Consider the following 19,347-nt stretch of genomic DNA (forward strand, 5'->3'; position numbering starts at 1 on the left):
CCACGTCGGCGTGTGGCGGCGCTCGCGTCGCGGGCGCGCCGTACCGTGCGCTGGTGCCCTGCGACTACTGCGGTGTCGAGTTCGACCCCATCGCGACGCGGTGGCTGTGCCCCCACTGCCACATGAAGGCCAACTGCTGCGACGGCGCGCCACTCGCCGTCTGCGGGACCACCCGCGTCCCGGAGACGGGTAACCTCCCGCCGTGACGCGTGGCCATGCGATTCGCCCGGGGCGGGTGCTCGACGTCGCCACCGGTGCACTGCTCACGGACCGTGCAGTGGTCGTCGAGGACGACCGCATCGCAGGACTCGTCGCCGCACACGAGGTGCCCAGCGACGTCGCGGTCCGCGATCTGCCCGGCCTCACCGTGCTCCCGGGGCTCGTGGACTGCCACGCCCATCTGGTCGGCGAGGAGGACAACGGGCACGGCTACACCGAGCTGCTGACCCGCACCGGTGCGCAGGAGGCGATGACCGGCGTCCGCAACGCCCGCGCCACCCTGCGTGCCGGCTTCACGTCGGTGCGCGACGTCGGGACGTACCGCGCCTTCGTCGACGTCGCCCTCCGCGATGCGATCGACGCCGGCTGGACGCCCGGCCCCCGGATGATGGTCGCCGGCGCGTACGTCTCGTGCCGGGGCGGCGGCGGTGACATCAGCGGACTCGCCCCCGACGCCGAGGAGCACGTGCCCGCCGAGTTCCGCGTCGGCATCGTGGACACCGTCGACGACGTACGGCGTGCGGTCCGGCGGATCCTGTACGGCGGTGCGGACCTGATCAAGCTGATCGGCACCGGCGCGGTGATGTCCGACAACGGCAACCCCGGCGTACCCGAGCTGACCGAGGACCAGATCCGCGCCGCCGTCGAGGAGGCGACCTTGCACGGCGCCCACGTCGCCGCCCACGCACACGGCGCCGAGGGCATCAAGCGTGCCGTCCGCGGCGGTGTCCGGTCCATCGAGCACGGCTCCCTGATGGACGACGAGGGTGTCGCGTTGATGGCCGAGCACGGGACCTGGCTGGTCGCCGACATCTACGGAGGCGACTACATCGCCGAGATCGGGCGACGTGACGGCTGGAAGGCCGCCGTCCTGCGCAAGAACGACGAGACCACCCTGACCCAGCGCGCGGCGTTCGAGAAGTGCGTCGCCGCCGGCGTCCGCATCGCCTATGGCACCGACAGCGGGATCTACCCGCACGGCCTCAACGCCCGCCAGCTCGCCTACCACGTGCGGCACGGGCAGACGCCGCTCGAGGCGATCCGGTCCGCGACTCTCCACGCGGCCACATTGATGGGCTGGGAGGGCCGGATCGGCCGCCTCGAGCCGGGTCTGTACGCCGACCTGGTCGCGGTCGCGGGCAATCCCCTGGACGACGTCCGGCTGCTGGAGGACGTGCGCTTCGTGATGAAGAGCGGCGAGGTCGTCCGCGACGACGTCCCGAGTAGCTGACGACGGCCGATGCTCGGCGACAGCGGATCGGTCCTCGTTCTCGAAACTCCTGGCTGTGAACCTGCTCGTCCTACAGATTCCCTCGGAGCTCCTGCTCGCGCTCGATGGACTCGAAGAGGGCCTTGAAGTTGCCCTTGCCGAAGCCCAGGGAGCCGTGGCGCTCGATGAACTCGAAGAACACGGTCGGGCGGTCGCCGACCGGCTTGGTGAAGATCTGGAGCAGGTAGCCGTCCTCGTCGCGGTCGACCAGGATCTTGCGCCTCTTCAGCTCCTCGATCGGCACCCGGACCTCACCGATCCGGGCGCGGAGCTCCGGGTCGTCGTAGTAGGCGTCGGGGGTCTCGAGGAACTCCACGCCGTTGTCGCGGAGCAGGTCGACGGTGCGCAGGATGTCGCCGGTGGCGAGCGCGATGTGCTGGCAGCCGGCGCCGTCGTAGAACTCGAGGTACTCGTCGATCTGCGACTTCTTCTTGGCGATCGCGGGCTCGTTGAGCGGGAACTTGACCCGGTGGTTGCCGCTCGCGACGACCTTGGACATCAGCGCGGAGTAGTCCGTGGCGATGTCGTCGCCGATGAACTCGGCCATGTTCGTGAAGCCGAGCACCCGGTTGTAGAACTCGACCCACTCGTCCATCCGGCCGAGCTCGACGTTGCCGACGCAGTGGTCGATGGCCTGGAACAGCCGCTTCGGATGACCCTCGCGGCGGGTCACCCTGGTCGTGGCTGCGACGTACCCGGGCAGGAACGGGCCGTCGTAGCGCGAGCGGTCGATCAGCGTGTGGCGGGTCTCGCCGTACGTCGCGATCGCAGCCACCCGGACGGTGCCGTGCTCGTCGGAGACGTCGTGCGGCTCGTCCAGGATCGTCGCCCCCTGCGAGCGCGCGTGCGCGATGCACTTGTCGACGTCGGGCACCTCCATGGCCAGGTCGACGACGCCGTCGCCGTGCTTGCGGTGGTGGTCGAGGACCGGGCTGTCAGGGGCGACTCCACCGGTGAAGACGAAGCGGGCGCTGCCGGAGCGCAGCACATAGGACTTGGCGTCGCGGTTGCCCGTCTCGGGGCCGGAGTAGGCCTCGAGGTCCATGCCGAGGGCGAGCTGGTAGAACTGCGCGGTCTGGGTCGCGTTGCCGACCACGAAGCCGACGTAGTCCTGGGCCGTGACCGGGAACGGGTCACTGCTCGGGTCGTACTCGACCAGGCCGACGAGCTGCTTGAGCTGGTCGAGAGTGAGGTCGGCCTTGAGCTCGTCGGCGGTGAGGGCACCGCCGGTGGACGGGGTCTCGTGCGTCGTCGTCATGGCGCTCACCTTGCCGGGCGGCGACAACCTGCGCAACAGTACGGCGAATCGCTGCGCAAACTGTTCACCTCAGGAGCCGTCATGGACGATCTCGACCGCAGATTGCTCGCCCTGTTCGCAGATGACCCGCGGATCGGCGTGCTCCAGGCGTCGCGCGAGCTCGGGGTCGCCCGGGGCACGGTGCAGGCCCGGCTCGACAAGCTGACCTCCTCGGGCGTGGTCACCGGATGGGGACCCGAGCTCTCTCCGCAGGCGCTCGGCTTCCCGGTGACGGCGTTCCTGACCCTGGAGATCCGGCAGGACAACGTCGAGCTCGGCGGCCACGACGGGGTGGCGCGCCACCTCGCGACGATCCCCGAGGTCCTCGAGGCGCACACGATCACCGGCGCCGGCGACCTCTTCGCCCGCGTCGTCGCCCGCTCCAACTCCGACCTCCAGCGGGTCATCGACCTGGTGCTCAAGGACCCCGCGATCGTCCGCTCCTCCACGGTGATCGCCCTCGCCACCCAGATCCCCTACCGGGTCCTCCCCCTGGCCCACTCGATGGATACTCCCTGACGATTCCGTCGAGACCTCCCGCGTGAGCAGGCACGGAATCGTCAGGGACTATCGCTCCGCCGGGAAGATCATGCAGGTGGAGGTGGCGTGGGCGACCAGGCGGCCGTGGACGTCGTACAGCTGGGCCTGGGCGAGCGCGGTACGACGACCCCGCTGGATGATCGAGCCCTCACAGCGGAGTCGGCCGGAGTCGGTCGTGACCGGCCGCAGGAACTTCACGGTGAGATCGAGCGAGGTGTACCGCTCTCCCGGCGCCAGCGTCGAGTGCACCGAACAGGCGGCCGCGGTGTCGAGCAGTGTGGCCATCACCCCACCGTGGACGGAGCCGATCGGGTTGTAGTGGCGGTGCTCGGGCACCAGCTCGACGTGGATCGCACCGGGCTCGCCGCCGAAGTTCTCCAACCCGAGCGTGTCCGCGATCGGGGCACCGGGAAGCCGACCGTCGAAGAACGCCTGGAGCTGCTCGAACCCGTCGAGCGTCGAGAGGTCGATCTGGGTCTCGGTCACGGACCCAGACTCGCCGATCCTTGCTGAGTCTGTCAACGAGACTTAGGCTCGTCACATGAGTACCGGTCCCCCGGCCCTGGCCTGGTCCGCGGAGAACTGCACGGTCGGCCGCACGATGGCGATCCTCGGCGAGCGTTGGACCTTCGTGGTGTTGCGCGAGGTGTTCAACGGCGTACGCCGGTTCGACGACATCCGCCGGCACAGCAACATCCCGCGCCAGGTGCTCAGCAATCGGCTCGCACTGCTGGTCGAGCAGGACATCCTCCGCAGGCAGCCCTACCAGGATCCCGGCGAGCGGGCGCGGCACGAGTACCGGCTGACCGAGAAGGGCTTCGACCTCTACCCCGTGCTGGTCGCGATCGCCGACTGGGGCGATCGCTATCTGGCCGACCCCGGGGGGCCACCCGTCGAGTTCGAGCACCGCGACTGTGGCTCGCCCGTCCACTCCATCCTCGAGTGCGCGAAGGGTCACCGAGTCGATCGGCCGCGCGACGTCGTGACCCGGGTCGGTCCGGGCGCACGCCCGTTCGCGGTCAGCGCCGCCGGCTGAGCCGCTTGGCGAACCAGGCCTGGGCGTACGGGTTGTCGTTGTAGCGCTCGATCGGGCGGTACCCGGCGCCGCCGTACATCGCGATCGCCTCGGTCAGCGAGCCGTTGGTGTCGAGGCAGACCTCGCGGTAGCCGAGCCTGTGGGCCTCCTCCTCCAGCGCCCCGAGCAGTCGTACGCCGAGCCCGCAGCCGCGCCACGAGGGGTCGACCCACATCCGCTTCACCTCGCCGACGGTGCGCGAGTGGCCCTGCAACCCACCGCACGCGATGACCACACCCTCCACCCGCGCGACCAGGAAGGAGCCGCCGGGCTGCCTCATCCCCTCGAGGTCGGTGCTCGTCGCCTCTCCGGGGTCGAAACCGCCGGGGAACCTGACGTCCAGCTCGGCGAAGTACCGGGCGACGGCGGCCACCGCCTCGTCCGACGCGACGTCGACGGCCTCGATGGTGCAGGTTGCGGACCGGATCAGGCGGTCGGCCGTCGCCAGCGCCTCCTCCAACCGCTGCCGCTGCGACGTACCCAACGGCTCGACCAGCGCGAGCGCACGCTCCTCCGACCGCTCGTCCAGCCGGTCGATCGCCCGTCGCCCCTTCGCGGTCGGTACGGCGACGCGCCGTCGCTGGTCGGCCGGATCGGACCGGACGGTGACCAGCCCCTCCTCCTCGAGCCCCCGCAGCAACCGGCTCACGTAGCCCGAGTCCAGCCCCAACCGACGGCGCAGGTCGAGCACGCTCGCGCCCTCGCGGCCCATCTCGAACAGCAGGCGGGAGGCACCGAGGCTGCGCCCCTGTCCGAGGTACGACTCCTCCAACAGCCCCACGCGCTGGCTCCACGCCCGGTTGAACCGGCGCAGCACCTCCGTCTCGGTCATTGCCTGACTTTAGTCAGAGAATCCCGCACGGTCGATAGTACGTATCAAACGGCCGGTGACACCGCGAGATTTCCGGTGAGATTTTCCGGCGGATTGATACGTACTATCGAGACTCACGACGGCTTTGCCGCCCACTCGCGCAGGCGGGTGATGCGCGCGTGGAGCTGCTCGGCGTTGGCGATCGCCGCAGCCGGGCCGCCGAGCTCCCTACGCAAGGTGGCATGCGTGACGCCGTGTGCCTGGCCGGTGCGGCGGTGCCAGGCGGCGACGAGGCCGTTCAGCTCGCGTCGGAGCAGGGCAAGGCGCTCGTGGGTCGAGGCCTCGCGCTCGGGAGCCGCCCCGTGGACAGCGGCTGCACCGGTACGTCGCGAGCGCTGCCGGTGGTGGAGCAGCTCGCGCACCTGATCGGGCTCGAGCAGGCCCGGGATGCCGAGGAAGTCCATCTCCTCCTCCGACCCGACGTGGACCTCGCCCGCATGGCCGAAGGCGTCTCCGTCGTACACGACCTGGTCGAAGCGTGCCTGCGAGCCGAGCGCCTGATAGGACCCGAGCGGCTCGTCGGCGGCGCCGACGTCGGCATTCGCCCGCGCCAGCAGGTCCTGCTCCGCGGCGGAGATGTCGTCCTCGTCGGTGATCGTCCGGCCGAGGACGTGATCACGCTCGACCTCCATCTCCGCGGCGTACCCGAGCAGCGTCGGCACCGACGGCACGAACACCGACGCCATCTCGCCCCGCGCCCGCGCGCGCACGAAGCGGCCGACGGCCTGGGCGAAGAACAGCGGTGTCGAGGTGCTGGTGGCATAGACGCCGACCGCCAGTCGGGGGATGTCGACGCCCTCCGACACCATGCGCACCGCGACCATCCACCGCTTCTCGGACTCGGCGAACTCCGCGATGCGCCTCGACGCCGCCTTCTCGTCCGACAGCACCACGACGGGCGGCTCACCACCGATCTTCTTCAACAACGCGGCGTACGCACGCGCGGCGTCCCGGTCGGTCGCGATCACGAGACCGCCGGCGTCGGGCACGTGGCGGCGTACCTCGGTCAGCCGGCGATCCGCCGCGGCCAGTACCGACGGGATCCACTCCCCCGAGGGGTCGAGCGCCGTGCGCAGCGCCTGGGCGGCCAGATCCGTGGTCAGGGGCTCGCCGAGACGGGCCGCGATCTCGTCGCCGGCGCGGGTCCGCCAGGCGAGCTCGCCGGAGTATGCCAGGAACAGCACCGGGCGAACGACGTGGTCGGCAAGCGCGTGGCCGTAGCCGTAGGTGAAGTCGGCGACCGAGCGCGGGACGCCGTCGGCACCCGGCGCGTACGTCACGAACGGGATCGGGTTCACGTCTGAGCGGAACGGCGTGCCGGTCAGCGCCAACCGCCGCGTCGCCGGCTCGAACGCCTCACGCACGCCCTCGCCCCACGACATCGCGTCGCCGGCGTGGTGGATCTCGTCGAGGACCACCAGCGTCTTGAAGCGCTCGGTGCGGATCCGCATCGCCAGCGGGTTGACCGCCACGCCGGCGTAGGTCACGGCCACGCCGACGTAGTCGGCCGAGGTCTTCCCCGATCCCGCGGAGTACGTCGGGTCGATCGGGATGCCGGCCCGGGCGGCGGCCTCGGCCCACTGCAGCTTCAGGTGCTCGGTCGGCGCGACCACGATGATCCGGTCGACGATCCGGCGACCGAGCAGCTCCGCGGCGGCCGAGAGCGCGAACGTCGTCTTGCCGGCGCCGGGCGTCGCGACCGCGAGATAGTCGCGCGGGGAGCGCGAGAAGTAGTCGGTGAGGGCGGCGGTCTGCCATGCGCGCAGCGACGTGGCCGTGCCCCACGCCGCCCGTTCCGGCCAGGCCGGGGTGAGGGCGGAAGAGGGTGGGACGGCCTTGCTATCGGTGGAGGGCCGCCAGGTCACTCCCCCGGGTCTCCGTCGTCCCCGCCCGGCTTGAACGTCTCCCAGAGCTCCTTGCACTCCGGACACACGGGGAACTTCTCCGGCGCGCGACTCGGCACCCAGACCTTGCCGCACAACGCCACGACGGGCGTCCCCATCACCATCGCCTCGGTGAGCTTGTGCTTGTCGACGTAGTGGCTGAAGCGCTCGTGGTCACCCTCGTCGGTGGGGACCGTGCGCTCCTCGACCCGCTCGTCGACTGCGGTGTCGGTCAGGGGTGAGAAACCGGTGGGAACCACCGGACCAGCCTACGTCAGTTGAGCTCCGGGTCGACCGGCCGGTTGACGTGCCAGGCCAGCTCGCCCGGCTGACGCCGCATCACCTCGCGCCACAGGTCGGTCGGGTCGGCCTGGAACGCGTCCGGCGGCAGTGACGGTACGACGTACCAGTCGCCGCCGTCGATCTCGCCCTCGAGCTGACCCGCGCCCCAACCGGCGTACCCGGCGAAGATCCGGACCCCGTCCACGGCCGCGTCGATGTCGTCCGCCTCGCCTTCGAGGTCGACGATCGCGAGGCGGTCGGTCACCGGCCGGAGGCCGGGCGGGGCGATGGTGCCGTCGCGCACGAGCGCGACGGCGAGCGCCCCCTCCGGCGAGACCGGCCCGCCCCGGAACAGCACCTCGGGCTCGGCGACGATGTCGCCCCAGCCGGCGAGCACCGCGATCACCGGGACCGGCGAAGGGCGGTTGATCACCACGCCCATCGCGCCACCCTCGTCGGCGTCGAGCAGGAGGACCACCGCGTCGGCGAAGTTCGGGTCGAGCAGCTCGGGCGACGCCAACAGCAGCATCCCCGCCCGGATCTCCGCCATGGCTCCATCATGCCAACTCCAGCGATCCGCCAGTAGGCAGACGACGTCAGGCGGCGACGCGTGCCTTGGCCCGCTCCTCCAGCACTCGACCGGCGGACGCGGTGGCCTCGGTGGTGGCGCCGGCGCGGCCGGCCATCGCGGCCAGCATGACGCGCTCCTTGCCTTCGGACGTGGCCAAGGCCGCGGCCATCCGGTCGTCGAGGGGCTCGGCCCGGTAGTGCTCGAGCACCATCCGGAGGCCCGGCAGTTCGTCGGCGGTGGCCCGCCATGCGGCGACGGCGGCCTCGTCGGTGTCGAGGGGCTGATGCATCAGCGCGCGCTCGAGCTGACCCGACAGACGGGTGTACCAGCGCAGCTGGAGGGCGCCGAGCAGAGTCAGCTCGTCGCCGAAGGTCTCGGGAACGCCGGGCAGGTCCATGGGCAGCAGTCCGTCGCGGCGTGCGTCGGCGGCGTCGATCACGGTGCGGAGGACCTCCCCGCGGCGGTGGAAGGTGGTCCAGGTCATGGCCATCTCCTCTCGTGGGTGTTCTTCACATACTGTTGGTACGTACTGAGAGTATGTGAGTGACCGGCGGTATGCAAACAGCCCACGGGCGATTCGCCTGGCTGAAGCACGAGCCGCCCGGCGAGCAAGTTCGCTGCGGCGCTCGCTGCGGTCGCCGGCTCCCGACTTCGTCGGGGAGCTAGCGTGCTCGCTCGACCATCACACTGGTCGACTTCACGACGGCCGTGGCGGCGACGCCCGGCGCCAGCTCCATCTCATCGGCCGCCTCGCGGCTCATCAGCGAGACGATCCGGTAGTCGCCACAGGCCAGCTCGACCTTGGCCATCACACCGTCGCGCTCGACGGCGACGACGACGCCGGTCAGCCGGTTGCGGGCGCTCGACGTACGGTCGCTGCCCGCCAAAGAGGTGAGAAGTCCGGCCAGATCCGTGGCCGGCAGGACGCGTTGGTTGCCACGGCGCTCGAAGGTGATCCGTCCCTCGGCCTCCCAGCGGCGCAGGGTGTCGACGCTGACGCCCACGCGCTGGGCCACCTCGCCGATGCGCAGGTAGTCGACCACGGAGTCAGCGTAGTGGCGACGTTCAGGTCAGGGCTTGCCGAACCCGGCCTTGGCGAGGACCTGCTGGCCGGTCGATCCGGTGACCAGGTCGACGAAGTCCTGCGCAACATCGGAGTGCTCGGACTGCTGAAGCGTCACGATCGGGTACGACGTGATCTGCTTGGCGCTGCCCGGGATGGGCAGCACCTTCACCTGATCCTCCGCCGCGACCGCGTCGGTGGTGTAGACCAGCCCGGCGTCCGCCTCCCCCTCGGTCAGCTTCGCGAGAACCGACTTCACGTCGACCTCCTGGCTGACCGGCTTGCCGGTGACGTGGTCCTGGTCGAGCAGGGCCTGGCCGACGGCGCCGCACGGCGCGGTCGGCACGCACATCACGTACTTCACCGACGACTTGTCGAGGTCGGAGAACGACTGGACGTTCGCGGGGTTGTCGGCCGGCGTCGCCAGCACCATGACGTTGGTCGCGAAGATCGTGGGCGTGGAGGCCTGGGCCGACTTGGCGCTGTCCATCGTCGTGGTGTCGGCGGTGGCCAGCACGTCCGCGGGGGCTCCCTGCGTTGCCTGCTGGGCCAACGTCGCCGAGGAGTCGAACGCGAACTTCACGGTCACCCCGTCGTGCTCCCGCTCGAACTCCTTGCCCAGCTCCGTGAAGGTGCCGGTCAGCGACGACGCCGCGAGCACGGTGATGGTCGTGTTGTCGTTCCCGCCTCCACAGCCGGTCAACGGGAGGACGGTCAGGAGGGCCGCCAGCGAGACGCCTCGGCGCACGGTCAGTCGGAGCACGGAGTCGTTTCTAGCACATCCTAGGTATTACCTAGATATTACTCCCAGGCATGCGCACTCCTGCCGCGCGGGTTCGTCGCGTGCGGACCCTAGACTGCGCCGGTGACCAAGAGCGCCCGTGTCCGGCTGCCCACGGTCGCGCACGTGCCGGGTACGAGTCGCCGGGCGCAGTACTCCGCGTCCACCCGACGCGCGCTGGTCGACGTGGCCGAGACCCTGTTCACCGAGCACGGGTACGCCGCCACCTCGCTCGACGCGATCGTCGCCGGGGCCGACGTCACCAAGGGCGCGCTCTACCACCACTACTCCGGCAAGCAGGCGCTGTTCGAGGCCGTCTTCGAGAAGGTCGAGGCGGCCGGTGCCGAGCAGATCCAGGCAGCGCTCAAGGGCCACCGCGACCCGTGGGAGAAGGCGATCGCCGGGCTTCGAGCGTTCCTCGAGGTGGTGCGCCAGCCGTCGTACAGCCGGATCGTGGTGCAGGACGGCCCGTCCGTGCTGGGGTACGAGCGATTCCGCGAGCAGGAGGAGCGGTCGACGTTCGCGTACGTGCTGGACATCGTCCGCGCCGTGCTCGGTGCGGGCGACTGGACGGTGGACGCGGAGATGGAGCGCACGTTCGCCCGCATCTTCTTCGGTGCGATGTCATCGGCCGGGTCGACCGTCTCGACCGCGGACGACGCCGACACCGAGGCGGATCGGGTCGAGGTCGCGATCGGGTTCATCCTGTCCGGCCTGCGCGCCCTGTCCGAGCAGGGCGCCGAGCTGCCCGACGGCCCTACTTCTTGAAGACGACGTTCCCGCCGTCGGCCGGCACCAGCTCGATCCAGGTGTGACCGGCCGGCACCTCCAGCTTCTGACCCTTCTTGGTGGTCAGCGTGATCTGCGCGGTGGGCTTGTGCCCCTTGTGCCAGTTGGCGGCGATCATCCGGCCGTCGTGGAACAGCAGCGCGTTGCCCTTGCCCTTGAGCAGCGTCTCCGGGACGGGGTTACCGGCCGGGTCGAGGTAGCCCGCATTCCCCTCACGGACGCGCAGCACGAGCACGTTGGTGGCCGGGAACTGGTCGCCGGCGGGCGCGTTGCTGTTGAGGTTGTGGTAGCTGCCGTTCTCGAACTTCCACTGGGTCGTGTGCCCGCCGGAGAACTGGGCGCCGATCGTGGTGACCTTGATCCCCTTGGGCAGGCCCTTGTCGCCCCACTGTAGGTAGGCGGGGGGCGTCGCGGCCTTGGCCTTGGCGGCCTTCGCGATCTCGTTCAGGTGCACGAGCAGGTTGTACGGCGCGCCGCGTTGGGAGGAGCGGTACATGCCGGGCGAGCCCTCGCCGTAGAACGGGATGTGTGCGCCCCTGATCCGGGCAATGGTCCGGCCGGCCGCGCCGCTGGTCACCATGGTGGCGTGCACGGGCGAGACGACGTCGATATCACTGGCCCGCATCGAGCGGATCGGCCCGACATTGCCCGGGATGCCGGAGTAGTAGAAGGCCGCCAGGCGGGTCAGCCCGCCCTCGACGAGCTCCTCCACCACCATGTCGGCCTTCGACAGACCCACCTGCGGCTGGCTGGAGACGGTGTTGTCCATCTTCGCGACCAGGACCGGGTGGTCGAGCGCGGCGGTCTTGGTCGAGGCGACCTTGAGGCCGGTCAGCGGCCAGAACTGCGGGATCGACTGCCCGCCCTCGACCTGCTGGGGGCTCTCGGACTGGGGGCTCGAGCTGGACGACCCGCCGCACGCGGTCAGCATCAGGCCGCTCGCGGTGAGGGCGGACAGGGTCAGGGCAAGGCGTCGCACGTGAATCTCCATCGGGGGTGTTGACTTAACGATCCGGACCAGTGTGAAGGATCCGGTTGAGAGGATCGTGAAGGGCACGCCGGGGGTGTGACTCGGGTCACCGTCACGGCGTGGACGACGGGCCGGTCCCGCCATACTCCACGGTCTTCAGCGGCTGGTAGCTGGTGGGGTCGACGAAGTCGACGTGGACGTCGGTTCCTCGGGGATCCGGGACGACGACCATCAGCGCGGGCGTGGCCGTGCCGGGCTGGCCCGACCCTTTGGCCACGGTGAACGACGTACGGAAGACCAGAGGCTGACCACCGTTGTCGTTGCCCACGGCCGGCACGCGGGCCAGCGCCTGCTGCTGGGTCGCGGCGTCGACCGGCGAGAGCCCTTCGTAGGTCACACCCTTGGTCTCGAGGGCGCCGGTGAAGCCGGGTGGGAGCTCGGAGTAGACGTCGACGGAGGACGCCTCGTTGCGGCCGTGGCTGAGCACGAAGGCGAGCACGCCGAACCAGCAGATGAAGACGACCACGGCGATGACGAGGTGCACCGGCTTGTAGCCCGGAGGGGCTCCGGTGCGGTGGACGTAGTCAGGAGACAAGCTTGGCGCCTCCGTCGACGTACAGCGTCTGGCCGGTGATGTACGACGCCTCGTCGCTGCACAGGAACGCCGCGGCGGCGGCGATGTCCTCGGGATAGCCGACGCGGCGGACCGGGTTGCGCTCCGCTGCGGCCTTCCGGAACTCCTCGACGGGCATCCCCACGCGGGCCGCCGTCGCGTCGGTCATGTCGGTGGCGATGAACCCCGGAGCGATCGCATTGGCAGTGACGCCGAAGGGACCGAGCTCGATGCCGAGGGTGCGGACGAAGCCCTGGATGCCCATCTTCGCGGCCGCGTAGTTGGCCTGGCCGCGGTTGCCGAGCGCCGAGACGCTGGAGAGGCAGACGAGCCTTCCGTACTTCTGCTCCACGAAGTGCTTCTGGGCAGCGCGGGTCATCAGGAAGGCGCCGCGGAGGTGGACTCCGATCACGGCGTCCCAGTCGTCGTCGCTCATCTTGAACAGCAGGTTGTCGCGGGTCACGCCGGCGTTGTTGACCAGGATGTGCAGCCCGCCCAGCTCGCCGACGACCCGGTCGACAGCGGCCTGGACCGAGTCGCTGTCGCTGACGTCGCAGCCGACGCCGAGGTGACGTTGTCCCTCACCCGTCGCCAGGCCGCCGGCCGCTTCGGTGGCCTGGCCCTCGTCGAGGTCGAGGACCGCGACCGAGGCACCCTCCTCGGCGAACCGGGTGGCGATCCCGAGCCCGATCCCGCGTGCGGCTCCCGTCACCACGGCGATGCGCCCGTCGAAGCGACCCATGTGCTGACTCCTCGCGGCCTTGCTGACAGATGGCTGGCAGATCGCTGGCAGATCGCTGGCAGATCGCTGGCAGATGATCGTGACCCGCGGCTCGACCATCACCACTGTAGAGGCCGCCTGGGGACGGCTCGGGGCCGGGCTTCCTCTGCTCAGACGAACGGCACCCGACGCTCGGCGAAGCCGAGGATCGTCCCGTACTCCTCGTTCTCGGTGGCCCTGGGCACGCGGATCTTCGTGGCGGCGCCGTTGTCGTGCTGGCGGGCCGGGAACACGACGCCGCACGGACCGGCGGCCTCGAGGTACGCCGTGCCGTTGAGGCAGCGGGCGTCGAGGTCGCCGAGGTCGGCGCTGTTCTTGCCGTGCTTCGCCGAGACCCAGTGTCCGGCACTGCCGTCGACCGGCGCGGCGTACAACCGTGGGGAGTTGCCCAGATTCGTCCGACGAGCCCCTGGCTGCGCCTCGGTCAGTGGACGTCTTCGCCGACCACCTGCTGGGCCTGCGCCTTCAGCCCGTCGAGACTGTCGGCCGTGGCGAGCACGGCCTGTACGGCCGGGTCGTCCGATCGAGTGAGCGCGACGAGCAGGCGGCCACCGGTCATGCCGGGCACGCGACGTGCTTCGTCGCGACCCTCGGTCTCGAGCCGTTCGCGCAGCACCGAGCGTCGTACGTCGCGCAGCACCGAGCGGAGCTCGCGCGAGAACGGCAGGCCGTCGCGCCGGCTGCGGGGGCCGCGCCGGCCACGCCCGCGGCCTTCGTGGTGGTGATCATGGTGCCCGTGCCGGCCGGTACGGCGACCGCGCCGGCCGCGCGCCCTGCCGCGTTCGCGGTCGGGCCGGTCGGCCCAGCCGTCGGCGAGGTCGGCGCCCAGGTTGGCGCGCACGGCCTCACGGACCCGGTCGAGGTCGATGCCGATGGACTGGAGGGCCTCACGGTCCTCGGCGTAGCCACCGGTCGGCCCGTCGTGCTCAGGCTGGTCGGGGTCGGGCTCGGGCTCGGGGTCGACGTGGTTCGTCGCGACGAGGTCGCGGGTCGTGTCGAGGTCGAGCCCGTGGTCGCGGAGGGCGGCGTACGCCTTACCCCGCGGGTTGGCGAGAAGGCCGGCCAGCAGGTGGCCGGGGCCGACCTGGCGGTGGCCCATCTCGCGGGCGATGTCGGCCGCCTGGGCGACGGCGATCCTGGATTCGGTGTCGAATCGGTGGGACATGGGTGTGCTCCTTGGTCTGTGGGTCAAGCCCTCCGCGTCAGTCGCGGGAGTGCTTCTGGTGAACCGCCTGACGGCTGATCTGCAGCACGTCGGCGATCGCCTGCCAGCTCCATCCCTGCTCGCGCGCGTTGCGGACCTGCACCGCCTCGAGGCGGTCGGCCAGCGCGCGGAGGGCACGGACGGCGGCCAGCCCTTGTTCCGGGTCGTGGCTCGCGGCGCTCTCGGAGAGGTCTGCGGCGTCGTTCACTGCGTCAAGTAAACCTGACAGGCGAACGTTTGTCAACTTTTCCTGACGCCGGTGTGAACCACGCGATGGCTCACGATTGAGCACTCTCGGGCTCCCGTACGTCGTCCTAGGTATGAGCGGATCACAACTCGGGCGGGACCAGGAGCTGTCCCGTGCGCTCTACGAAGAGCATGCGAGCGCCCTTCTGGCCTACGTCCAACGGCTCGTGCACGGCGATCGGCAGCTGGCCGAGGACATCGTGCAGGAGACGCTGCTGCGGGCCTGGAGGCACGCGGGTCAGGTGCCCGTCCGGGCACGTCGCCCGTGGCTGTTCATCACCGCGCGCCACCTGGTCATCGATGCCTACCGGGCACGGAAGTCCCGACCGGTGGAGGTGTCTCCGGAGCTGATCGACGTCGCGGGCGAGGACGACGGTCTCGACGCGGCCTTGGACGCCGTCCTGTTGACCGACGCGCTCCGCGCTCTGAGCTCCGAGCACCGTGCGGTGCTCTTCGACAGCTACTACCGGGGCTGGACAGCGGCCCAGATCGCTGCCGCGCGCGGACTTCCGTCGGGCACGGTGCGGTCCCGGATCCACTACGCACTCCGGGCCCTACGCCTGGCGTTGCAGGAGCGGGGGGTGGACGGACCATGACCTGCAGCATGGAGATCGAGCTCGGCGCATACGTGCTCCACGCCCTGGAGCCGGATGAGACCGACGCCGTTCAAGAGCACCTCGGCGACTGCGACACGTGTCGCGACGAGGTGCGCAGCCTTGCCTTCACCGCCTCGTTGCTGGCGCTGTTGACGCCGCAGGATCTCGACGAGTTCGACGAGATACGGCGTACGCCCGTCAGCACGCGACGTCGTACCCGCCCGCGCGTGGCGATGGTCGTCGTGGCAGCCGTACTCGGCATCGGTGTCGTCTTCGGGGGCGCGCGGATGCTGAACCACCAGCAGCCGCCAGCCGCGACGGTCGTGCAGGCAGTCGATCCGGCCACTCACGTGAAGGCCTCGGTGGCGATGGCCCCCGGCGACTCCGGCACTCGGCTCCAGCTGTCACTCGCCGGCGCCTACCCGCGCGGTTGGTGCGCCCTGGTTGCGCGGTCGCGCGACGGGACCAGCGACACCGCCGCCACGTGGGTGGCCGACGCAGACGGAACCGCATCGGTTTCCGGCATGACCGCGATCCACGCGAGCCGCCTCAGTGAGCTCGATGTCGTCACCGACACCGGACGCGTGCTGGTGCGCATCCCCGTTCACGACAAGGCCACCTGACCGCAGGAACACCCATGAGGAGAGGAACCATGATCACCACCCACCTGAAGCGGGCGACCCTGCCCGCGCTCACGATCGGCGTGCTCGCCCTGGCCGGGTGCGGCTCGAACGGCGACTCTCAGTCGTCCGGGGCGGGCGACACCGGGCGGGGCTCCGGCACCGTCGTCACCGTCAGCGACGCGAGTGGACGCAGCGTGCTCGTCGACTCCGACGGCCGGGCGCTCTACGTCAGCGACCAGGAGAAGAGCGGCAAGGTGTTGTGCACCAGCGGCGCCTGTGGCGCGATCTGGACGCCGTTGACGGTGCCGGACCAGAACAGCCTCACCGTCCCACCGCCGCTCGCCCCCAAGCTCGGCACCGTGGCTCGCCCGGACGGCACCACCCAGGTCACGATGGCCGGCCGCCCCCTGTACACGTTCTCCTTCGACCACTCAGCCGGTCAGGTCAACGGGGATGGGACGAAGGACAGCTTCGACGGCACTGACTTCACGTGGCACGTGGCCACCCCGTCCGGAAACGTGGCCGCGGCAGAGACGTCGCCATCGGCACCGTCGTCGTCGACCCCCTCGACGCCGTCCGACAACGGCGGCTACTCCTACTAGGCCGCCATGTACGACGTCATCGAACACGCACCGCCACCCACCCGAACCCGACCGCGGCTCGCGGCGTGGACCCTGCGCATCGTCACCGCCGCCGCACTGTCGGTCGACGCCTTCGTGCACAACGACCTGGCCTCCCGCTACGACGCGAACCAGGGGACCGGTCCGGTCAGCCAGGGTGACCTGTTCCGGATCGAGGCCGTCGCCTCCGTCGTGGTCGCGCTGGCGCTCCTGATCAGCGGCCGGTGGTTCGTGTGGGTTGTCGCGTTGTTGGTTGCGGCCTCGGCGGTCGGGGCGGTCCTGCTCTACCGCTACCACGACCCTGGTGAGCTGGGCCCGATGCCGGACATGTACGAACCCCTGTGGTTCCGCGAGAAGACCGTTGCCGCGATCGCCGAAGGCATCGCGGTGGTCACAGCCACCCTCGGGCTGTGGGAACGCTGGTGGAGGTCGCGCGGCGTCTCGACGTTGTCCTGATCCGGGTCGGAGTCACGCGAGGAGCGCCTCGCGGAGCCGGGCGGCGTACTCCCCCGCCTCGCGCTCGGCGTACTTCGTGCGTGGCCAGAAGAACCCGCGCAGGCCGTCACCCTTGGTACGGGGTACGACGTGCAGGTGCAGGTGGGGCACCGACTGGCTGACGACGTTGTTCATCGCCACGAAGCTGCCTTGGGCGCCGAGCCCGTCGACGACGGCACGGGCCAGGCGCTGCGCGGCCTCGAGGAACGGGTCTCGCAGACGAGCCGGCAGGTCGGGCAGCGTCACCACGTGCTCGCGCGGCGCGAGCAGCACGTGCCCCTTGAACACCGGGCGGGCATCGAGGAAGCCGACCAGGTCGGGCTCGTCCAGGACGAAATCTGCGGGCGTGTCACCCGCGATGATCGAGCAGAACACACATCCGTCGGCCACGGGTTCACCGTAGGCCGCACCCTTCGGCGCTCACGTACCGGCGCCGGCACCGCCTCCGCCGATCGTGAACGACTGCTGGGCCTGGAAGACACTGTCGTCGTCCTTCGCCACCGGCTCGAACTCGGCTCGCGACGACCGGAAGGTCGGCAGGAGGAACCACACTCCCGCGCCGATCACGAGCAGCACCACCACGACGACACCCGCGATGATCAGCATGAGGGCTCCCTCTCTGAGGTTGGTGACCGAAGCGTACGCCGCGGTCCGCGAACCGCACGCCTCAACGGCGCAGGTCACCGGGTCGGCCCGTCACGCGCGTCGATGCATGCGAGCCCTGAACGCCCGGGAGTCCTTCGCGCTCAGTCCGACCCGCACCTCCTGCACCATCTCGGGAGACGGCTCGACGCCCAGGTCTCGCGCAAGGTCACGGCGGTACTCGGTGAGGACGCTCGCGGCCATCGCGCGGTTGCCCAGGGCCATGTGCGCGCGGATCAGCAGCCGACGGGCACTCTCGCGCAGAGGCTCCAGTGAGACTGCGTCATGGGCGGCCGCGAGGGCGAGATCGGCGTGCCCGTCGTCGAGCTCGTGCACGGCCAGGACCTCCAACGCACGAATGCGTAGGTGGTGAAGTCGCTCGCGCTCGAACATCACCCAGTCGTCGTACCAACCCGGTAACAGCTCTCCGGTCCCGAGGAGATACTCGGCGCGTTCCGTGTCGCAGTTGTCGTGCTGCACGACCCGTTCCGCACAGTCGACGAGATCCAGGAGATCGACGGACACCGACGGTCGCAACATCAGCGTGGATCCTTCGACGTCGAGCAGGTTCGGCTCCGCACGACGCACGCGCAGCAGGGCGGCTCGCAAGCTGTTGAGGGCGCGGGACTCATCGCTGTTCGGCCACAGTGACCCGGCGACGTACGGACGATGACAGGGACCGCGCATGGCCAGGAAGGCGAGCAATCGCTCCTCGCGCCGGCCGAGATGAACACGGGCTCCGTCGACCCGAAGGGAGAAGGCGCCGATCAGGCGGAGGTTCTTCGGCCGGGCACGCGCGATCGCCGTCCCCCGCATGTCCCCCACCCCCGCTCAAACCGGGGAGTACTCGCGTGCCGGAGGAGAGGCCCCCGTCACGCGTTCGAATCAAATCAGGGTTAACGGTCGTGACGTGCTATGTCAAGGGTGAAGGGGTACGCCCGCGCCGATCACCATCGAGTTCGTCGAGCACGCGCAAGCCCTGGGACCTGGGTCAGGAGTCCAGTGCGGCTAGCCACTCCTCGACACGTGCGAGAGCCTCGGCAGTGGTCGACACGGTGAAGACGGTGTCGCCCCCGCCCCCTGGCCGAGTCATCGTGATGCGCACCAGAGGTAGGCCGCCGGCGCCCGTTCGCCACACGCTCGCCACGAGCACGCCATCGGCGTCGGACGATGCTGGTGCGTCTCTCATTGCGCCCTCATCTTCGCGTGGGGGGCTCCCCCGGAACCATCACGATTCTCTCATCGTTCCCGAGTTCTATCACCCGGATCAAGGTTCCTGCGGGGACGAGGACGGGCGCGCGCTTCGGGTCACGCCACGATCACGTCCGGGTCACGCGCGAGTCACGCCGGGGTCACGCCCGGGTCACGCCCCAGGCCTTGTGCTGGGGTCGACCATCCATTCTCCAGAGCGCAGAGGGGGTGAATCAACATGCGAAAGGAACTCACCATCAGCGAGCTCGACGCCGAGTTCATGGAACTCGTCCCGGCACGGGAGACCCTGAGCTTCGGCAACACGAACTGGGCCGCGGTCTACGCCTCCAACTCGTCGCTGGCTCTGAACGCCGCCAGCGTGAACGCCAGTGCCGTGAGCACGGCAACCCAGAACATCCAGGTCATCCAGGGCTGAGAGCCAAGGGGCGTGGTGGGGGGCCCGCCCGTTCGAGCGTCTCGTCACGAGCTGGGAAGGAGGTGAACACGCCATGCGCACACTTCCCGAAATGCGTCAGGAGGACCTCGACGCAGCAACTGCCCAGCTGCTCCCGGAACGCGAGACTCTCAGCTGTTACGTGGGCTGCGTCAACGTCACGAACGTCGTAGGGGTCAACCTGGCCATCGCCGTCAATGCGGCGAGCATCAACGCCAGCGCCAACGCCATGGCGGCCCAGTACCTGTCGGGCATCTCGTAGCCCACCCGA

28 protein-coding genes are annotated in these 19,347 nt (G+C 70.0%); 10 read left to right on the top strand and 18 right to left on the bottom strand.

Annotation, left to right across the window (positions count from 1 at the left end):
* Window positions 1-202: 202 nt before the first annotated feature.
* Window positions 203-1,450: an amidohydrolase family protein gene (locus tag VGJ24_RS07785; protein WP_331499952.1), complete on the top strand. Its 1,248-nt coding sequence runs from the start codon at window positions 203-205 to the stop codon at window positions 1,448-1,450.
* A gap of 70 nt (window positions 1,451-1,520) precedes the next feature.
* On the opposite strand, the gene hppD is transcribed toward VGJ24_RS07785, so the two are convergent.
* Window positions 1,521-2,747 carry a 4-hydroxyphenylpyruvate dioxygenase gene (hppD, locus tag VGJ24_RS07790; protein WP_331499953.1) on the bottom strand — a complete coding sequence of 409 codons (1,227 nt, stop codon included), beginning with the start codon at window positions 2,745-2,747 and terminating at the stop codon, window positions 1,521-1,523.
* A gap of 81 nt (window positions 2,748-2,828) precedes the next feature.
* Here hppD and VGJ24_RS07795 point away from each other — a divergent pair, with 81 nt between their 5' ends.
* A complete protein-coding gene (locus tag VGJ24_RS07795) occupies window positions 2,829-3,305 on the top strand; it encodes an Lrp/AsnC family transcriptional regulator (protein WP_331499954.1) in 477 nt (158 codons plus the stop codon).
* 48 nt (window positions 3,306-3,353) lie between these two features.
* Here the strand turns inward: VGJ24_RS07795 and VGJ24_RS07800 are convergent, their stop codons facing one another.
* Window positions 3,354-3,812: a PaaI family thioesterase gene (locus tag VGJ24_RS07800; RefSeq protein WP_331499955.1), complete on the bottom strand. Its 459-nt coding sequence runs from the start codon at window positions 3,810-3,812 to the stop codon at window positions 3,354-3,356.
* A 55-nt stretch (window positions 3,813-3,867) separates the two neighbouring features.
* Here VGJ24_RS07800 and VGJ24_RS07805 point away from each other — a divergent pair, with 55 nt between their 5' ends.
* Window positions 3,868-4,362 carry a helix-turn-helix domain-containing protein gene (locus VGJ24_RS07805; RefSeq protein WP_331499956.1) on the top strand — a complete coding sequence of 165 codons (495 nt, stop codon included), beginning with the start codon at window positions 3,868-3,870 and terminating at the stop codon, window positions 4,360-4,362.
* On the opposite strand, the gene VGJ24_RS07810 is transcribed toward VGJ24_RS07805, so the two are convergent.
* The 7 genes from VGJ24_RS07810 to modA all read right to left on the bottom strand — a co-directional run bounded on the left by VGJ24_RS07810 (window position 4,346) and on the right by modA (window position 9,834).
* On the bottom strand, window positions 4,346-5,233 hold the full coding sequence (locus VGJ24_RS07810; RefSeq protein ID WP_331499957.1) for a helix-turn-helix domain-containing GNAT family N-acetyltransferase: 888 nt from the start codon (window positions 5,231-5,233) through the stop codon (window positions 4,346-4,348). The genes VGJ24_RS07805 and VGJ24_RS07810 overlap by 17 nt on opposite strands.
* Window positions 5,234-5,346: 113 nt before the next feature.
* Complete coding sequence (locus tag VGJ24_RS07815) at window positions 5,347-7,137, bottom strand: DEAD/DEAH box helicase (RefSeq protein WP_414691050.1); 1,791 nt, start codon at window positions 7,135-7,137, stop codon at window positions 5,347-5,349.
* Entirely contained in the window at window positions 7,134-7,415 is a 282-nt protein-coding gene (locus VGJ24_RS07820) for a DUF3039 domain-containing protein (RefSeq protein ID WP_331499958.1), read from the bottom strand. The genes VGJ24_RS07815 and VGJ24_RS07820 overlap by 4 nt, the downstream gene beginning before the upstream one ends.
* A gap of 14 nt (window positions 7,416-7,429) precedes the next feature.
* Window positions 7,430-7,987, bottom strand: a complete 558-nt coding sequence (locus VGJ24_RS07825) for a YqgE/AlgH family protein (protein ID WP_331499959.1) — start codon at window positions 7,985-7,987, stop codon at window positions 7,430-7,432.
* Window positions 7,988-8,033: 46 nt separating this feature from the next.
* Window positions 8,034-8,492, bottom strand: a complete 459-nt coding sequence (locus VGJ24_RS07830; RefSeq protein ID WP_331499960.1) for a hypothetical protein — start codon at window positions 8,490-8,492, stop codon at window positions 8,034-8,036.
* 178 nt (window positions 8,493-8,670) lie between these two features.
* Window positions 8,671-9,051: a TOBE domain-containing protein gene (locus VGJ24_RS07835; RefSeq protein WP_331499961.1), complete on the bottom strand. Its 381-nt coding sequence runs from the start codon at window positions 9,049-9,051 to the stop codon at window positions 8,671-8,673.
* A 27-nt stretch (window positions 9,052-9,078) separates the two neighbouring features.
* Window positions 9,079-9,834: a molybdate ABC transporter substrate-binding protein gene (modA, locus tag VGJ24_RS07840; RefSeq protein ID WP_331499962.1), complete on the bottom strand. Its 756-nt coding sequence runs from the start codon at window positions 9,832-9,834 to the stop codon at window positions 9,079-9,081.
* A gap of 102 nt (window positions 9,835-9,936) precedes the next feature.
* Between modA and VGJ24_RS07845 the strand changes: the two genes are divergently transcribed.
* The gene (locus VGJ24_RS07845; protein ID WP_331499963.1) at window positions 9,937-10,620 is read left to right on the top strand and encodes a TetR/AcrR family transcriptional regulator; all 684 of its coding nucleotides are present in this window, start codon (window positions 9,937-9,939) and stop codon (window positions 10,618-10,620) included.
* Here VGJ24_RS07845 and VGJ24_RS07850 read toward each other — a convergent pair.
* From VGJ24_RS07850 to VGJ24_RS07875, 6 genes are all read right to left on the bottom strand, one after another.
* Window positions 10,610-11,620 carry a DUF3048 domain-containing protein gene (locus VGJ24_RS07850; RefSeq protein ID WP_331499964.1) on the bottom strand — a complete coding sequence of 337 codons (1,011 nt, stop codon included), beginning with the start codon at window positions 11,618-11,620 and terminating at the stop codon, window positions 10,610-10,612. The genes VGJ24_RS07845 and VGJ24_RS07850 overlap by 11 nt on opposite strands.
* A 103-nt stretch (window positions 11,621-11,723) precedes the next feature.
* The gene (locus tag VGJ24_RS07855; RefSeq protein WP_331499965.1) at window positions 11,724-12,206 is read right to left on the bottom strand and encodes a hypothetical protein; all 483 of its coding nucleotides are present in this window, start codon (window positions 12,204-12,206) and stop codon (window positions 11,724-11,726) included.
* Complete coding sequence (gene fabG, locus VGJ24_RS07860; protein WP_331499966.1) at window positions 12,196-12,966, bottom strand: 3-oxoacyl-ACP reductase FabG; 771 nt, start codon at window positions 12,964-12,966, stop codon at window positions 12,196-12,198. Before fabG ends, VGJ24_RS07855 begins: the two co-directional genes overlap by 11 nt.
* Window positions 12,967-13,115: 149 nt before the next feature.
* Window positions 13,116-13,379, bottom strand: coding sequence for a hypothetical protein (locus VGJ24_RS07865; RefSeq protein WP_331499967.1), 264 nt, complete (start codon window positions 13,377-13,379; stop codon window positions 13,116-13,118).
* A gap of 50 nt (window positions 13,380-13,429) precedes the next feature.
* Window positions 13,430-14,170, bottom strand: coding sequence for a Clp protease N-terminal domain-containing protein (locus tag VGJ24_RS07870; RefSeq protein ID WP_331499968.1), 741 nt, complete (start codon window positions 14,168-14,170; stop codon window positions 13,430-13,432).
* Between the two features lie 37 nt (window positions 14,171-14,207).
* Window positions 14,208-14,417 carry an RNA polymerase subunit sigma-70 gene (locus tag VGJ24_RS07875; RefSeq protein WP_331499969.1) on the bottom strand — a complete coding sequence of 70 codons (210 nt, stop codon included), beginning with the start codon at window positions 14,415-14,417 and terminating at the stop codon, window positions 14,208-14,210.
* Between the two features lie 112 nt (window positions 14,418-14,529).
* Here VGJ24_RS07875 and VGJ24_RS07880 point away from each other — a divergent pair, with 112 nt between their 5' ends.
* From VGJ24_RS07880 to VGJ24_RS07895, 4 genes are read left to right on the top strand one after another with little or no spacing between them, the layout of a single operon-like run.
* The gene (locus tag VGJ24_RS07880) at window positions 14,530-15,051 is read left to right on the top strand and encodes a sigma-70 family RNA polymerase sigma factor (protein WP_331499970.1); all 522 of its coding nucleotides are present in this window, start codon (window positions 14,530-14,532) and stop codon (window positions 15,049-15,051) included.
* A gap of 8 nt (window positions 15,052-15,059) precedes the next feature.
* A complete protein-coding gene (locus tag VGJ24_RS07885) occupies window positions 15,060-15,674 on the top strand; it encodes a zf-HC2 domain-containing protein (protein ID WP_331499971.1) in 615 nt (204 codons plus the stop codon).
* 29 nt (window positions 15,675-15,703) lie between these two features.
* Window positions 15,704-16,276: a hypothetical protein gene (locus VGJ24_RS07890; RefSeq protein ID WP_331499972.1), complete on the top strand. Its 573-nt coding sequence runs from the start codon at window positions 15,704-15,706 to the stop codon at window positions 16,274-16,276.
* 6 nt (window positions 16,277-16,282) lie between these two features.
* Entirely contained in the window at window positions 16,283-16,750 is a 468-nt protein-coding gene (locus tag VGJ24_RS07895) for a hypothetical protein (protein WP_331499973.1), read from the top strand.
* A 12-nt stretch (window positions 16,751-16,762) separates the two neighbouring features.
* Here VGJ24_RS07895 and VGJ24_RS07900 read toward each other — a convergent pair whose 3' ends face one another.
* The 3 genes from VGJ24_RS07900 to VGJ24_RS07910 form a co-directional block, all read right to left on the bottom strand.
* Window positions 16,763-17,179 carry an HIT family protein gene (locus VGJ24_RS07900; RefSeq protein ID WP_331499974.1) on the bottom strand — a complete coding sequence of 139 codons (417 nt, stop codon included), beginning with the start codon at window positions 17,177-17,179 and terminating at the stop codon, window positions 16,763-16,765.
* A 30-nt stretch (window positions 17,180-17,209) separates the two neighbouring features.
* Window positions 17,210-17,395, bottom strand: a complete 186-nt coding sequence (locus tag VGJ24_RS07905) for a hypothetical protein (protein WP_331499975.1) — start codon at window positions 17,393-17,395, stop codon at window positions 17,210-17,212.
* A gap of 90 nt (window positions 17,396-17,485) precedes the next feature.
* Window positions 17,486-18,247 (bottom strand): AfsR/SARP family transcriptional regulator, encoded by a 762-nt coding sequence (locus tag VGJ24_RS07910; protein WP_331499976.1) that lies wholly within the window; start codon window positions 18,245-18,247, stop codon window positions 17,486-17,488.
* Between the two features lie 613 nt (window positions 18,248-18,860).
* Here VGJ24_RS07910 and VGJ24_RS07915 point away from each other — a divergent pair.
* Window positions 18,861-19,058, top strand: coding sequence for a hypothetical protein (locus VGJ24_RS07915; protein WP_331499977.1), 198 nt, complete (start codon window positions 18,861-18,863; stop codon window positions 19,056-19,058).
* 91 nt (window positions 19,059-19,149) lie between these two features.
* Window positions 19,150-19,338 (top strand): hypothetical protein, encoded by a 189-nt coding sequence (locus VGJ24_RS07920; protein WP_331499978.1) that lies wholly within the window; start codon window positions 19,150-19,152, stop codon window positions 19,336-19,338.
* Window positions 19,339-19,347 lie beyond the last annotated feature (9 nt).

It is taken from the genome of Nocardioides sp. (assembly GCF_036493135.1).
In the GTDB taxonomy this organism is placed as follows: domain Bacteria; phylum Actinomycetota; class Actinomycetes; order Propionibacteriales; family Nocardioidaceae; genus Nocardioides.